Source organism: Marixanthomonas ophiurae (genome assembly GCF_003413745.1).
GTDB classification, from domain to species: domain Bacteria; phylum Bacteroidota; class Bacteroidia; order Flavobacteriales; family Flavobacteriaceae; genus Marixanthomonas; species Marixanthomonas ophiurae.
In genome coordinates, this window is the sequence record NZ_QVID01000001.1 from 974,264 (window position 1) to 988,421 (window position 14,158).

The 14,158-nt window shown below is 38.0% G+C and carries 15 protein-coding genes and 1 pseudogene; 3 read left to right on the top strand and 13 right to left on the bottom strand.

All coding sequences use genetic code 11. The features are described from left to right. The first annotated feature begins 8 nt into the window (after positions 1–8). Positions 9–620: a lipoprotein signal peptidase gene (locus tag DZ858_RS04395; protein WP_117158310.1), complete on the top strand. Its 612-nt coding sequence runs from the start codon at positions 9–11 to the stop codon at positions 618–620. A 14-nt stretch (positions 621–634) separates the two neighbouring features. Here the strand turns inward: DZ858_RS04395 and DZ858_RS04400 are convergent, their stop codons facing one another. The 10 genes and pseudogenes from DZ858_RS04400 to DZ858_RS04445 form a co-directional block, all read right to left on the bottom strand. Further along, positions 635–1,051 carry a DUF2752 domain-containing protein gene (locus tag DZ858_RS04400; RefSeq protein WP_158548349.1) on the bottom strand — a complete coding sequence of 139 codons (417 nt, stop codon included), beginning with the start codon at positions 1,049–1,051 and terminating at the stop codon, positions 635–637. Continuing rightward, positions 1,041–1,328 carry a CD225/dispanin family protein gene (locus DZ858_RS04405; protein ID WP_117158312.1) on the bottom strand — a complete coding sequence of 96 codons (288 nt, stop codon included), beginning with the start codon at positions 1,326–1,328 and terminating at the stop codon, positions 1,041–1,043. Before DZ858_RS04405 ends, DZ858_RS04400 begins: the two co-directional genes overlap by 11 nt. Positions 1,329–1,366: 38 nt before the next feature. Then, positions 1,367–1,927, bottom strand: a complete 561-nt coding sequence (locus DZ858_RS04410; RefSeq protein WP_117158313.1) for a 5-formyltetrahydrofolate cyclo-ligase — start codon at positions 1,925–1,927, stop codon at positions 1,367–1,369. Further along, on the bottom strand, positions 1,927–2,925 hold the full coding sequence (locus DZ858_RS04415; protein ID WP_117158314.1) for a succinylglutamate desuccinylase/aspartoacylase family protein: 999 nt from the start codon (positions 2,923–2,925) through the stop codon (positions 1,927–1,929). Before DZ858_RS04415 ends, DZ858_RS04410 begins: the two co-directional genes overlap by 1 nt. A 2-nt stretch (positions 2,926–2,927) precedes the next feature. Beyond that, positions 2,928–3,800: a 30S ribosomal protein S6--L-glutamate ligase gene (gene rimK / locus DZ858_RS04420; protein ID WP_117158315.1), complete on the bottom strand. Its 873-nt coding sequence runs from the start codon at positions 3,798–3,800 to the stop codon at positions 2,928–2,930. Further along, positions 3,797–4,225, bottom strand: coding sequence for an ATP-dependent zinc protease family protein (locus tag DZ858_RS04425; RefSeq protein ID WP_117158316.1), 429 nt, complete (start codon positions 4,223–4,225; stop codon positions 3,797–3,799). The genes rimK and DZ858_RS04425 overlap by 4 nt, the downstream gene beginning before the upstream one ends. A 35-nt stretch (positions 4,226–4,260) precedes the next feature. Continuing rightward, a complete protein-coding gene (locus DZ858_RS04430; protein WP_117158317.1) occupies positions 4,261–4,833 on the bottom strand; it encodes a sugar O-acetyltransferase in 573 nt (190 codons plus the stop codon). A gap of 84 nt (positions 4,834–4,917) precedes the next feature. Then, positions 4,918–5,790 (bottom strand): RimK family alpha-L-glutamate ligase, encoded by an 873-nt coding sequence (locus DZ858_RS04435; RefSeq protein ID WP_117158318.1) that lies wholly within the window; start codon positions 5,788–5,790, stop codon positions 4,918–4,920. A 61-nt stretch (positions 5,791–5,851) separates the two neighbouring features. After that, a pseudogene (acs, locus tag DZ858_RS04440) lies at positions 5,852–7,768 on the bottom strand (acetate--CoA ligase); the annotation flags it as partial. 479 nt (positions 7,769–8,247) lie between these two features. Continuing rightward, positions 8,248–9,273, bottom strand: a complete 1,026-nt coding sequence (locus tag DZ858_RS04445) for a T9SS type A sorting domain-containing protein (protein WP_117158320.1) — start codon at positions 9,271–9,273, stop codon at positions 8,248–8,250. A 202-nt stretch (positions 9,274–9,475) separates the two neighbouring features. On the opposite strand from DZ858_RS04445, the gene DZ858_RS04450 reads away from it, so the two are divergent. Then, entirely contained in the window at positions 9,476–9,808 is a 333-nt protein-coding gene (locus DZ858_RS04450; RefSeq protein WP_117158321.1) for a single-stranded DNA-binding protein, read from the top strand. A 48-nt stretch (positions 9,809–9,856) separates the two neighbouring features. Here DZ858_RS04450 and DZ858_RS15160 read toward each other — a convergent pair whose 3' ends face one another. Beyond that, the gene (locus tag DZ858_RS15160; RefSeq protein ID WP_158548350.1) at positions 9,857–10,039 is read right to left on the bottom strand and encodes a hypothetical protein; all 183 of its coding nucleotides are present in this window, start codon (positions 10,037–10,039) and stop codon (positions 9,857–9,859) included. A 24-nt stretch (positions 10,040–10,063) separates the two neighbouring features. Between DZ858_RS15160 and recQ the strand changes: the two genes are divergently transcribed. Beyond that, on the top strand, positions 10,064–12,187 hold the full coding sequence (recQ, locus tag DZ858_RS04455) for a DNA helicase RecQ (protein ID WP_117158322.1): 2,124 nt from the start codon (positions 10,064–10,066) through the stop codon (positions 12,185–12,187). Between the two features lie 165 nt (positions 12,188–12,352). Here the strand turns inward: recQ and DZ858_RS04460 are convergent, their stop codons facing one another. Both DZ858_RS04460 and DZ858_RS04465 read right to left on the bottom strand, forming a co-directional pair. Further along, positions 12,353–13,258, bottom strand: a complete 906-nt coding sequence (locus tag DZ858_RS04460) for a histone deacetylase family protein (protein ID WP_117158323.1) — start codon at positions 13,256–13,258, stop codon at positions 12,353–12,355. After that, positions 13,246–14,154 carry a DMT family transporter gene (locus DZ858_RS04465; RefSeq protein ID WP_117158324.1) on the bottom strand — a complete coding sequence of 303 codons (909 nt, stop codon included), beginning with the start codon at positions 14,152–14,154 and terminating at the stop codon, positions 13,246–13,248. Before DZ858_RS04465 ends, DZ858_RS04460 begins: the two co-directional genes overlap by 13 nt. Positions 14,155–14,158: the final 4 nt, after the last annotated feature.

A 14,158-nucleotide genomic window follows, 5' to 3' on the forward strand; every position in this document is an offset into this window, starting at 1 on the left:
AATAACCTATGTCACTAAAGAAGGCTTCCCTAATTATAATTTTGGTTCTATTAATCGACCAAATTTCAAAAGTATATATTAAAACTCACTTTATTTTAGGTGAAGAAATCCCTGTGTTCGATTGGTTCCGCATTCTTTTTGTGGAAAACGAGGGCATGGCTTGGGGGGCCAAAATCCCTGGAGAGTACGGAAAATTATTCCTTACGTTGTTTCGCTTAGTTGCTATTGTAGGAATAGGGTATTGGCTGTGGGATTCAATTCGGAAAAATGCTTCCCGAGTGTTGATTTTTTCCATTGCTCTTATTTTTGCAGGTGCTTTCGGCAATATTATAGACTCTGTTTTCTACGGAATTATCTTCGAGGACAGCCACAATCAACTTGCCAACTTTATGCCCGTAGATGGCGGTTATGGCACGTTGTTTCACGGAAAAGTAGTCGATATGCTATACTTTCCGCTATGGAAAGGCTATTTGCCTGAATGGTTGCCTTTTTGGGGTGGTGATTACTTTACATTTTTTGAACCCGTATTTAATGTTGCTGACACTTCGATAAGTGTGGGAGTGATATTGTTATTGCTTTTTCATAAAAAAGCATTTCCTGCTAATGAGGAAGAGGAATAAGAAAAAGATACTTTTTATAAAGTAGTTGGTGCTAAATAGCTAAACGGCTCAATTGGTATATTTCTCAATATCCAAAAAGCAACCACAATCCCAAAATAGGTATAGATAAATGTATTCTTGTAAAAAAACGAAACCCGGTATTTGGTTTGGTTAATAAAATTATACAACGTTATTCCTACACTGTAAATAAGTATAGGTAAAGAAAGCACCAATAACGGGTTATACCGAAAAGCTTCATACATATTAAAATGAACCAATTGATGCAATGCCCGTTGTGAACCACACCCAGGACAATGTAGTCCTGTTAAATAGTGAAAAGGACAGGGAATAAAAAATGACTGCTCTATCGGGTTAAAGGCATAAAAAAGCAAGAGACCACTTGCTAGTATGATAAAAATGACCCCTATTTTTAAAACTTTTTTAATAGCCACTATCTAGTATTGCTCCAAACACTCCAAGAGCAAGTAAAATAACCATCGGAATTACAATAAGTAACAACCAGCCTAAAGCACTCCACATGGCCCATTTTTTTGCTTCCTGTGCGGCTTGCTGTGCTTCAGCGAAATTGCCTTGCGCATATAACTCATTCACTTTTGTTGATTTAACAATAGAGATAATCCCTAAGGGTAAGCAACAAAATATAGTTGATAAAATAGCCCAAACTAAGTAATTGTCAGGTTTTGGAGGTTGGTTGGTTAAGTTTTCCATTTTTTTGTTTTTTGAAGAAGTAAATATAGATAGTTTTTTTAAAAGGAAAATACTTTTGTGGGAGTTATGCAGTAATGCAAAGGTATGTCGGTCTTTTCAAAAGGGATTTCTTTTTCGGGTGAAAAAAACGAAAGCCCTACAAAAATCGTTTCGGGTTTACAATTAGCTAAAAAGCGGTCATAAAAACCCTTTCCGTAGCCTATTCGGTTGCCTTTTTCATCATACGCCAATAATGGAACGAAAACCACATCTAGTTTTTCTGCGGAAACTTCAATGCCGTCCACCGGTTCGGGAATGTCATATTTTGAACGTTTTATAACGGTGTTTTCCTGCAACAAATAATGTTTTAGTTCACCTGTTTCAAATTCAGATTTTGAAACGACGATGCTTTTGTCTTTCCCTTGTAGAATATGCATGATATATTCTGTATTAACTTCTTTATGTGATTCAATAGGAAGAAAGATGTGATAATACGTTTCTTCCCAAATTGATAGTTTTAAAGCTTGATTAGCAATTTGCAAACTCAATTCTTCTATTGTTTCCGAAGAAAGTTGCTCCCGACGTGCTTTATATTCTTTTCTAAGTTGTGCTTTGTCCATTAATAATCTTCTTCCTCTTTTTCTAAAATAGGCGTATTTTCTGTTGAAATATGAAAAATAGCATCCCCTTGATAGATAATAGGCGATTGGTTTACATTAATAATATAACCATCATTGGGCGAAAGTACTTTAAACCGCATGGTTCCATACGGGTCGGTAATCGTGGCTAAAAATTCACCTTTTACTACATGTTTGTGACAGGGAACTTTAACATGCAACAAGCCACTTTTTTGGGCGCGTAGCCATTTGCTTTTTTCAATTAGGACACTTTCTGTCTTCGTTTTTGGCACTTCAAAAGTATCTTGAAGCATATCTAGGTGTTTTAAAACTCGAGCAATACCATCAACGCCGTGTTTGGCAATATGTTTATCGCTTTCTAATGATTTTCCGCCTTCAAATAACAAGGTGGGGATGTTCATACTGTCACATGTTTCGCGATATGATTTTTTCAACAAACTTGAATACACGATGAACGGTGGATTGAATACTTGAGCTAAGTTCAATAGTTTTTCATCATTAGGTTTAATGCGAATCTGTGCGGCATTAAACCGACTTGCGCCACCAGTATGAAAATCTAAACAATAATCTGCGTGTGGAATAATTTCTTTACTAAAATGATAGGCTACCCTGCTGGCTAAAGAACCGTGCTTAGTTCCCGGAAACTTACGGTTTAAATCTTTACCATCCGGAAATTCGCGTTGGGCGTTTAAAAATCCGAATACATTTAAAATAGGAATACAAATTATAGTACCGCGTTTGGGGCGGTTCATCTTTTTAGCAATAAGTTGTCGAACTACTTCAACACCGTTTACTTCATCACCATGAATACCAGCAGTAATCAAAATAGTTGGGCCAGATGCTACAGCACGCTCTACAATAATAGGAATTTCAACTTTGGTTCCAGTATATAGTTTAGCGATACTGAAATTAAGTTTTTTACTTTCGCCCGGCGCTATCTTTGTTTTCAGAAGTATTAAATCGGTGTTTTCTTCTGCCATAGTTATACGTTTCGTTCTATATATTTTATGATGGTAGTTGCAATATCTTTTCCAGTTGCAGCTTCAATTCCTTCTAATCCCGGTGATGAATTTACTTCTAGAATCAAAGGTCCTCTATCTGACTGTAACATATCAACGCCTGCAATACCTAAGCCCATAGCTTTGGCAGCTTTTAAGGCAGCTATTTCTTCTTCGTCACTTAGCGTTATAATAGAAGCATTTCCGCCACGGTGTAAGTTTGAACGGAACTCTCCTTCTTTTCCTTGCCGTTTCATAGCGCCAACTACTTGTCCGTCCACAATAAAAGCACGAATATCGGCACCGCCGGCTTCCTTGATAAATTCTTGAACAATTACACGTGCTTGCAGATTGTTGAATGCTTCAATAACCGATTCGGCTGCTTTTCGTGTTTCGGCTAGAATAACTCCGATTCCTTGTGTGCCCTCCAAAAGTTTGATAATTACTGGGGCTCCACCAGCTTGTTCCACAATTTCCTTTACGTTTTTTGAATAATTGGTAAAAATGGTTTTAGGTAATCCCAATCCGGCGCGGGATAGTATTTGTAAACTCCGCAGTTTGTCGCGAGAACGCACCAAAGCCATCGATTCGGTAGTAGAAAAGACGCGCATCATCTCAAACTGGCGAACTACAGCTGTTCCATAAAAGGTTACCGAAGCACCAATACGCGGAATTACAGCATCGGTGTGTGATAATGGTTTACCCTTGTAATACACCATTGGGTTTTTCTTTTCAATGACAATATCACATTTGGTGTGATTAATAATCTCTACTTCATGCTTTCGTTTTTTAGCAGCTTCTATTAAGCGTTGTGTAGAGTATAACCCTGCATTGGCCGAAAGGATCTTTATATTCATTTCTGTTTTGCTTTAAGTTTGTGTGATAGGTTGGTTTTATTAATATCTACTACAAATTTCTTGGTTAAAAAATTACGTCCCAATAATACGGGAAATTTCATTTCCTTTCGGTCGCTTAAGGTTAAAAAAATAGGATGTCTTTTTCCGAATAATATAATTTCAGTGTGTATTCTATAACGGGTTTGCGATTCACCGTTACTACTTTTTACAATTTTCACATCATACTGATCAAAAATAAACTCTTTATTATGATACTGTGGGTGTTCTTCATCTAAAAAACGACATTTTAAATAATCGTTTTCTATGGTAACGTCGGTACAATGAATAGACGATGTAAACGCTCCTGTATCAATTTTTACTTCTATATCTTCTAATTCTAATTTTGGAAAATCTGCTTTATCTATTCGGCCTATATTTCTCTTCATATATTTAATTTATGCACGTTATAACGGCACGTTTTTTATAATTCACTAATCACTTTGCAAGGGTTTCCATATGCTAAAACATTACTAGAAATGTTTTTAGTTACAACACTTCCTGCTCCAATTGTAACATTATCACCAATTGTTACCCCAGGAAAAATAACAGAATTTCCTCCAACCCATACATTATTACCTATTTTAACTGGTTTTGATGAGGTTAAATAGCGAGATTGATTTCCATCTTCTAATATTCTGTCTGCTGCTTTCAAAGGATGACTTGCAGTATAAATTTGTACGTAAGGTGCAATAAGGCCATTTTTTCCAATTGTTATTTTGTTATTGTCTATAAACATACAGTTTGTATTAACAAATGTATTTTCTCCAATTGAAATATTCTCTCCATAATCGCAAAAGAAAGGTGTTTCAATCCAGACACGCTTTCCTTTAAAACTAAATAATTCAGTTAAGATGTTTTCACGCTCTTCAGTTAATTCTGAATCAAGACCATTATATTCCTTCAATAGCTTTCGTGCATTATGATACATTTTTATCAATTCTGGATCTCGAGAATCATAAAAGTCACCATTCAGCATTTTTTCTTTTTCAGTCACAGAAACCTTGTATTTATATTAACAATATACCAAAAACCACTGCCAATCTAAGGGCAGGGACTGTTTTTATATTTCCTTTAACCCTTATCGCTTACTTCGTTCTATATAGCCGATAATACTTTTGGAAATATTTTTTTGTGTAGTTTTTTCAATTCCTTCTAGTCCTGGGGTAGAGTTAACTTCTAATACTAAAGGCCCTCTTTCAGATTGTAAAATATCGACCCCGCAAACACCCATTTTTAAAGCTTTGGCGGCTTTTAGAGCAACGGCTTCTTCTTCGCTGCTTAGTTGCAAGCTTTGAGACGAACCGCCCCGGTGTAGGTTAGACCTAAAATCACCTTCTTTACACTGTCGTTTCATGGCTGCAATTACAACGCCGTCCACCACAATAACACGAACATCGGCTCCTTTGGATTCTTTAATAAACTCTTGTAGTACAAATTTTTGGTTGGCTGCCTGAAGTGTTTCAATAATAGGCATGGCTTGTTTACCGTTTTTGGCTAGTATTACACCTTGTCCGTGGGTGCCTTCTAATAATTTTATGATAATTGGATTGTCCTCAAACGTATCTACTTGCTCAGTTGTTAAATAGGGATTTACGAAAACAGTATGCGGAACGGCTACTCCTGCTTTTGAAAGTATTTGAAAAGAAGTCCATTTATCACGAGAATCTAATATGGCTTGCGCCGAAACAATACTGAACACATCCATTGCTTCAAAATGCCGCACTAGCGAAGAACCGTAGTAGGTATTTGAAGCTCCTACCCGAGGAATAACAGCGTGTAAGTCGTCCACTTGCTCTTCGTGATAATACAGTATAGGTTTTCCTTTTTGAATACTCAGCCTACAGTAGGTGGGGTCTAGCACTTCCATAGTATGGTTGCGTTTTTCACCTGCTTTTAAAAGACTTTGTGTTGAGTATAAATGATATCCTCTAGATAAAATAGCTATGTTCACAATGGGTTCAATTAAAAACGCAAGATATAAATTGTCTGCCTCTTTTCAGAAAAATAAAACCTTACAATGCATTCTTAATAATATCTTCAACCACCTCAGGATTAAGCAGTGTGCTTGTATCTCCCAAGCTATCGGTTTCATTAGAAGCTATTTTCCGAAGAATACGGCGCATAATTTTACCACTTCGGGTTTTAGGCAAGCCGTCTGTAAACTGAATTTTATCCAACTTCGCAATCGGTCCTATTCGATCGGTTATTAACTGATTTATTTCTTTCCGAAGGTTATCTTGGTTTCTACTTTCTCCGGCTTCTTTCAGTGTAATATACCCGTATAGAGCATTTCCTTTTACCTCGTGTGGAAAACCAACAATTACACTTTCTGCCACAGCTGGATGCTCGTTAATCGCATCTTCAATTGGCGCGGTGCCTAAATTGTGCCCCGAAACAATCACAACATCGTCTACACGACCCGTGATACGGTAATAACCAACACTGTCGCGCATCGCACCATCACCTGTAAAATACATGTTTTCAAAACTTGAAAAGTAGGTGTCTTTATACCGCTGGTGATTGCCCCAAATGGTACGTGCCATAGACGGCCAAGGGAATTTTATACATAACCTACCATCTACTTGGTTGCCTTTAAGTTCGTTTCCGTCGGCATCCATAAGCGCCGGTTGTATGCCAGGTAACGGCAAGGTTGCAAAAGTGGGAATGGTGGGTGTCACATACGGAATGGCTGCAATCATAATACTACCGGTTTCGGTCTGCCACCATGTATCGGTAATGGGGCTTTTTTTATGCCCGATGTTTTCGTCATACCAGTGCCATGCTTCTTCATTAATAGGCTCCCCAACGGTACCCAAAACTTTTAGTGAGCTGAGGTCGTATTTTTCAACAAATGCTATGTTTTGCTTTGCCAACGCTCTAATGGCTGTAGGCGCTGTGTAAAACTGATTTACTTTATGTTTTTCAACTATTTCCCAAAAACGACCCCAATCTGGGTAGGAGGGAACGCCTTCAAACATAACCGTTGTGGCTCCATTCGCCAAAGGTCCGTATACGATGTAACTGTGGCCGGTAATCCAACCAATATCTGCTGTACACCAATATACATCGTTTTCACGGTATTGAAATACATTTTTAAACGTAAATGCACTGCCAATCATGTACCCAGCAGTGGTATGTACCATTCCTTTGGGTTTTCCAGTAGAGCCGGATGTATATAAAATAAAAAGCGGATCTTCCGCGTCCATAATCTCAGGTTCGCATGTAGTAGCTGCATTATTTAACAAAGGTTGTAGCCACTCGTCACGGCCTTCTTTCATGGTGATGTCTGCTTCTATTCGCTTTGCTACCAATACGGTTTTTACCCCCTCGCAAGTCTCCAACGCTTTGTCTACAATTCCTTTTAAATCGATTGTCTTTTTTCCTCGGAAAGAACCATCTGCTGTAATCACTATTTTACAATCGGAATCGTTAATTCGCGTGGCCAAGGCATTAGAAGAAAACCCTGCAAACACCACAGAATGTATCGCCCCAATTCGAGCACAGGCCAATAAAGAGATGGCCAATTCAGGAATCATCGGCACGTAAATACACACTCGATCCCCTTTTTTAACGCCTTTTTCCTTTAACACGTTGGCGAATTGGCACACCCTGTCGTGCAATTGCTGATAGGTAATATGTTCTGCCTTTTCTGAAGGGTCATTCGGTTCAAACAGAATAGCCGTTTTATCACCCCGAATACGCAAGTGGCGGTCAATGCAGTTTTCGGTAATGTTTAGTTTGGCGCCTTTAAACCAAGTGATTTCTGGTTTGCTGAAATCCCACGATAGCACTTCATCCCATTTTTTACGCCACATAAAATGCTCCTCGGCAATCTCGTCCCAAAACGTTTCGGGGTATCGAACCGACTTGCGATATACGGTAAAATATTCTTCTAAATTTTTTATGTGGTAGTTACTCATGAGTTGCGATTTATGATGAAATAATGTGCTTGGTTACCAAATTTAGCAAATGTTTAGGGAAGTAGGAAGGTATTAAAGGATACTAACACGATATTTAACGAATGGTGTGAAATTTTAAGAGGATTGTGTTAATGTGCTTTATAATTATAGAAAATATAACAGTCAATTGACGTCATTTGACTGCGATTGACGACGTATGGATACGACTGCTTATTTTTAAATACAAATGCACGGCATTGCTTACCGATGCATTTATTTGCGTGCGATTGACTTTACATGACGAATAAACCCAAATTTTAGGGGGTTTTGTTCGGGCTTCCTTCGGGGATCCTTCGGGAACGGCTTGGGTATATTTTCTAAAAATGGACGTTTTGCGAAGAAAGGGCGAATGATGATGGGAGGGGACTAGTTCTTCTAATTGATAGTAATAACCTTATTTTGAATTAAATAAAGGAAATATAGTTGTTAGCCTTTAGTTCTAACTATGCTTATAGCTTCACTATCTTTTTAGAGATCCTGTTATCAAAATTGTTTATTTGAAGAAAATAAATTCCTGATTGTAGGTTAGAAATATCAATAGTATCAACATTTGTTTCTTTTTCAATAACCAAGCCCCCAATACTATTATATAGCTTTATACATTTAATGGGCATTGCACTATCGATTTGTATCAAATTATTAGCAGGATTTGGATATACAGTAAGTTTGTCAGAGTTAAAATCATCTATGTCCAACGTACAATCTTCACTGTAAATAGCCTCTTCATCTTTACACCAACCCCAATCTTCTGTACAAGTAGGGCGCGTTGCATTTTCATCATCCACTAAAATACAAGGTAAATTTTTGTTTGAAGTTGCTACCATAACAGACATACTGTTATTATTTCCGTTCCGCACATTTAAATACGTTAATTCATTGTTCCAAGACCATAACCGACGAAGATTCGTGTTTTGTGAAACATCTAAAGAAGTTAATAGATTATAGCCTATATTTAGTTCTTCTAAAATTATATTTTGTGAAACATCAAGAGTTGATATTTGATTTTCTCTTATGTCTATAATTTCTAAGAGTGTGTTATTAGAAACATCTATTGATGATAAATTATTACCTATGGCCCCTAATCTTATTAAATTGGGGTTTTGAGAAACATCTAGTGTTGTTAGCTCACTTCCAGAGAGAAAAATATGAGTCAGTTCTGAAAGTTGACTAAGATCAATCTCTGTTATATCATTTCCAAAAAGGGTTAAAATTTCAATGTTTACAAAACTTTCGATTCCTTCAACTGAAACGATTCCTTCGTTAGTTCCTCGCAATCTTAATACAGCTTCGGCCTCACTTACTTGAATTTCACCATCATTGTTAGTATCTACATCGCCATCATAAACTCCGTCATTATCAAAATCTGCACAGTTTTGGTTTAGTAATACATTTTTAAAATTTGCATCTGGAATATTTACAATTTGAGCAACTGAAGAAACACTTAAAAGAAAAGTTATAAAGTAAATTAGTCTCATTGTTTTTTTATAAACCTACAACTATTTTTTTGTTTTATAGATAGTTATATATAAATACAAATACTTACAAACGTTTATAAACAACTATAAACGAAAGTAAATACGTACCAACCGATTAAAACTTCTTGCTCGTTCTATGTTTGTACCGTTGAATAATTAGTTCAACAATAATCTTAACTGTTAATCCTTAAAATTTAAAATTATGAACGCACTTAGAAACAAAGTACAGTTGATTGGAAGATTGGGACAAGACCCAGAAATCCTAACCTTTGCCGACGGTAATAAAATGGCAAAATTCTCAATGGCTACAGATGATAGCTACAAAGACAAAAACGGACAAAAAGTAGAGCGTGCCTATTGGCACAACGTTGTAGTAAAAGGCGGCTTGGTAAACGTTGTAGAAAACTACGTAACCAAAGGTCAAGAAATCGCCATAGAAGGCAAACTCACCAACCGCGCCTGGGACGATAAAGACGGCAATAAACGCTACATAACCGAGGTGTTGTGTAATGAATTGTTGATGTTGAGTAAATAGCTTCGATACAGTTTTAAAATGGGCGTCGTAAGGGCGCCCATTTTAAAATCATTCGGCAAGTTGTCGGTCGCTTCGATACATTCTGCTGTGCAGAACACTCAGCAACCTTCGAAGGATAATTTTAATGCTAAATCCGAGGTGATTGAGTATTTCGAGGCACGAGAAATGTACCGAAACCACCGAATCAGAAAGCCAAAACCGAATTGCATCAAAAGCAGTATCATCACTCATTAAATTAATTTAACTTTGCACCCTATGCCCATTACAAACACACCTCCCACCATACAAGACCTTTTAAAAACCCACTTTGGGTACGATGCTTTTCTGCCGAATCAGGAAAAAATTATCCAAAATGTGCTGAAAGGAAACGACACGCTGGCTATTATGCCTACAGGTGGAGGGAAGTCGTTGTGTTTTCAATTACCGGCTTTGGCGTTGCTGGGAACAGCAATTGTTGTATCACCCCTAATTGCATTAATGAAAGATCAGGTGGATGCGTTGCGCTCTAATGGAATTTCAGCAGCCTATTTTAATAGTTCACAACCGCAAGAAGAGCAGCAACAAACCCTTTCCGATTTACAAGCAGGGAAGTTGAAGCTCTTTTATGTAGCACCAGAAAGTATTTTTTTACTGGAAGATACCTTGCACCATATTGATATAAACCTGTTTGCCATCGACGAGGCACATTGCATTTCGTCCTGGGGGCACGATTTTAGACCGGCTTACACCCGACTGGGGAGCTTAAAAGAGCAGTTTCCGAAAAAACCTTTAATAGCGCTTACCGCAACAGCAGATAGTGCTACGCAAAATGATATCGCAAAGCAATTGGCCATTCCAAAGGCTAAAAAGGTTATTGCTTCGTTCGATCGTCCTAATTTATATTTAGATGTTAGACCTGGACAGAAAAGGATTCAGCAAATACTACAATTTCTGAAATCACACAGAGAAGAGAGCGGTATCATTTATTGCTTAAGCCGAAAAAGCACACAAAATGTAGCCGATAAATTACTTGCTGCTGGGTATGACGCAAAAGCCTATCACGCTGGGTTGTCTTCAGAAGAAAGAAGCAACATACAGGAAAGTTTTGTTAATGATAGAACAGCTATTATCGTGGCGACTATCGCTTTTGGGATGGGGATTGACAAAAGCAATGTTCGTTGGGTGATTCATTATAATATGCCTAAAAATATTGAGGGTTATTATCAAGAAATTGGACGAAGTGGCCGTGATCGATTACCAGCACATACTTTACTGTTTTATAGTTTTGCCGATGTTGTTCAGCTTCGGAAATTTGCCGAAGGAAGTCCTACAGAAGAATATCAACTTGCCAAACTAGAACGGATGCAGCAGTTCGCTGAAGCCTTGAGCTGCCGCAGGCGAGCTTTATTGGGTTATTTTGGGGAGCACTTACAAGAAGATTGTGGGAACTGTGACATTTGTAAAAATCCACCAACGTATTTTGATGGTACGTTGCTTGCACAGAAAGTATGTTCAGCGGTAGCACGTTTGCAAGAACAAGAAGCATTGGGGATGGTAATCGATGTATTACGAGGCGCCCAAAATGCACAAGTGTTCAACAAAGGGTATCAAGGTGTAAAAACGTACGGCGCAGCAAGTGATGTTTCGTGGCGAGATTTGCAGCAATACGTCATTCAATTAATCAATCAAGGAGTGTTGGAGATTCGGTTTCACGAAAACGGAAGATTGATATTGACACCTTTGGCAAAGTCTGTTTTATTTGAAAATAGAAAAATATATTTGGCGCGTCCGCTTCAGGAAAAAGAAGAAGAAAAGACAACGAGCGAAAGTGCTGTAAAAACCAGCGGACTTTTTGATAAGCTTAAAAAACTTCGAGGCACATTAGCAAAAGAAATGGGTGTCCCAGCGTATGTAATTTTTAGCGATGCCAGTTTAAAAGATATGGTGGCAAAAGTTCCGCAAACTGAAACTGAATTCGCGACTATAAGCGGTGTAGGGCAGGCAAAATTAGAAAAGTATGCAACACCTTTTCTAAAAGTCATTACAGAGGAACAGAAAAAGAATCCAAAAAAAGCGATAAAAGCCACCAAAAAAAAAGGATCTAAAAAAACACCCACACACCTTGTGAGTTTGGCATTATTTAATGACGGATTAACCGTCGATGAAATTTCAAAAGAACGAAACCTAACTACGGGAACTATCTATGCACATCTGGAAAAAGCACATATTTCTGGGGAAGAGATCGAGATAGAACGCTTAATCACTTCAGAAGAAATAGATAAAATTATCGCCGCAAAAGATAAGATAGAAAGCCCTGAAAGTTTAAAAGCATATTTCGAATATTTTGAGGCTAAAGTTCCGTATTGGAAAATAAAACTGGGGTTACATCTTTCGGAATAAGTGATTTTGAATTCGGTGCTTTCGATACAATCCCACCTTTCGGCGGAATCACTCAATCACCTCACATATTGCTTTAAAATTCACAATATGAGGTTGCTGAGTGTTCTGCGAAGCAGAATGCGGTGTGCTGAGCAGAGCCGAAGTGTACCGAAGTGACCGGGTTATTTACACAAAAAACAAATCCTGCGCCAAGCGATACGTATTTGCGTGGGCATCAATAATTACTTTTATATCAGGCGAATAGCCTCCGCCCATACTCACTTGCATTGGAATTTCAAGATTACGGATAGTTTCCAACACAAAAAGATCGCGTTCCTTACAACCATCGACCGTGCAGTTTAATCGACCTAACTTATCAGTTTCCAAAATATCGACACCGCTGAGGTAGAAAATAAAATCGGGTTGTACGGTTTCAATTAAATTAGGAAGTGTTTCCTTTAGTTTGGACAAATAAAAATCATCACCCGACCCATCAGGAATAGGAATATCCAAATCACTTACTTCTTTCTTGAAGGGATAATTTCCGGCGCCGTGCATAGAAAAGGTAAAAACCGAATCATCGTTTTGAAAGACTTCAGCAGTACCGTTTCCTTGATGCACATCTAGATCGACGATTAGAATCTTTTTCGCCAATCCTTGGCGTTGTAAATAACGCGCGCCAATGGCTTGATCATTAAAAATGCAAAAGCCTTCCCCATGATCGGTATACGCATGGTGTGTGCCTCCGGCTATGTTCATGGCAATACCGTGTTCTAAAGCATATTCGCAGCCTTGAATGGTTCCTTGTGTAATGAGATGCTCTCGCTTTACCAAGCCTTCAGAAAGTGGAAAGCCTATTTTGCGGGCGGCTCGTTTATCAAGCGTCAACTTTTTTAAATGTGAAAGATACTCAGCTGTGTGTACTGCAAGAATATGTTCATCTAAGGGCATGTTAGGTTCAAAAAAATTAGCTTCATTACACGTTCCCTCATATAACAACTGCTGCGGAAGGAGTTCGTATTTTTCCATAGGAAATCGATGCCCTTCCGGTAACGGATGTTTATAAATAGGATGATATGCTATTTTGAGCATGCAATACGTCTTCTTTTTGAAGGAAACAATCGATTTTTGAAGTTGATTTCTTTATTGTAGAAGGTAATTCTAATTCCTAACAATAAAATTAAACCCCCAATAACCATTTGCAAGTTAATGGTTTCATCTACAAATAACCACGCTAAGATAGACGCTAAAATTCCTTGTCCCAACAAACTCACCGATACGAGGGTAGCTCGCATTCTTTTAGTGGCAAAACTTATCAACAACCAAGCAGCCAACTGGCATATTACCCCTTGAATAAGTAATACAAACCAGCCCATGTTGCTAAACCCAGAAAACGGTTCGCCAATAGCATAGCTAATAATGCCCAAGGCAATGGCCGAAGCAAGTAAACTAATGCTCATAAAAGACACCACGTTAAATTCGTGTAAGATGAATTTACTCACTAACATATAAACGGCATACAGCATCCCCGATAGAATGCCAAATATAAAAGCAAGATCGAAATTAAGGTTTATGAAAAAGTGAAAACCGACTAAGGTTACCATACCTAAAACAGCAACGACGGTACCAATCCAAAAGTTCTTTTTAGGTTTATTTTTTAAGAAAAAGAAGGCACCAATTCCTACCCACACAGGTGATAAATTGGTTAACAACGAAGCCTGCGTTGCGGTTGATTCTTGTATGGCGACATTCCAAACGGCTACGTCTAGCCCAAACACCACACCACACAAGATGCCCAAAAGCAAAATTTTGGTAGAAGGAATTTTTAACTGCCTTGTTATTAATGCATACGGAAGCAATAAAGCCGAAGCAATTGCCATTCGGTAAAACGCAGAGATAACCCCCGGCGTAAGACTCAATTTTACTAATACTGGAAAGATGGAAATACAAATTATTCCTACTACTAAAGCGATTCTTGCCTTTTTCATAAGC

What these genes read in the sequence shown, in the direction of transcription:
- DZ858_RS04450 (WP_117158321.1), top strand. Translation starts at nt 9,476, where the DNA reads ATGAACGCACTTAGAAACAAAGTACAGTTGATTGGAAGATTGGGACAA.
- DZ858_RS04410 (WP_117158313.1), bottom strand. Translation starts at nt 1,927, where the DNA reads ATGGACAAAGCACAACTTAGAAAAGAATATAAAGCACGTCGGGAGCAA.
- DZ858_RS04445 (WP_117158320.1), bottom strand. Translation starts at nt 9,273, where the DNA reads ATGAGACTAATTTACTTTATAACTTTTCTTTTAAGTGTTTCTTCAGTT.
- DZ858_RS04465 (WP_117158324.1), bottom strand. Translation starts at nt 14,154, where the DNA reads ATGAAAAAGGCAAGAATCGCTTTAGTAGTAGGAATAATTTGTATTTCC.
- DZ858_RS04460 (WP_117158323.1), bottom strand. Translation starts at nt 13,258, where the DNA reads ATGCTCAAAATAGCATATCATCCTATTTATAAACATCCGTTACCGGAA.
- recQ (WP_117158322.1), top strand. Translation starts at nt 10,064, where the DNA reads ATGCCCATTACAAACACACCTCCCACCATACAAGACCTTTTAAAAACC.
- DZ858_RS04415 (WP_117158314.1), bottom strand. Translation starts at nt 2,925, where the DNA reads ATGGCAGAAGAAAACACCGATTTAATACTTCTGAAAACAAAGATAGCG.
- DZ858_RS04395 (WP_117158310.1), top strand. Translation starts at nt 9, where the DNA reads ATGTCACTAAAGAAGGCTTCCCTAATTATAATTTTGGTTCTATTAATC.
- rimK (WP_117158315.1), bottom strand. Translation starts at nt 3,800, where the DNA reads ATGAATATAAAGATCCTTTCGGCCAATGCAGGGTTATACTCTACACAA.
- DZ858_RS04405 (WP_117158312.1), bottom strand. Translation starts at nt 1,328, where the DNA reads ATGGAAAACTTAACCAACCAACCTCCAAAACCTGACAATTACTTAGTT.
- DZ858_RS04425 (WP_117158316.1), bottom strand. Translation starts at nt 4,225, where the DNA reads ATGAAGAGAAATATAGGCCGAATAGATAAAGCAGATTTTCCAAAATTA.
- DZ858_RS15160 (WP_158548350.1), bottom strand. Translation starts at nt 10,039, where the DNA reads ATGAGTGATGATACTGCTTTTGATGCAATTCGGTTTTGGCTTTCTGAT.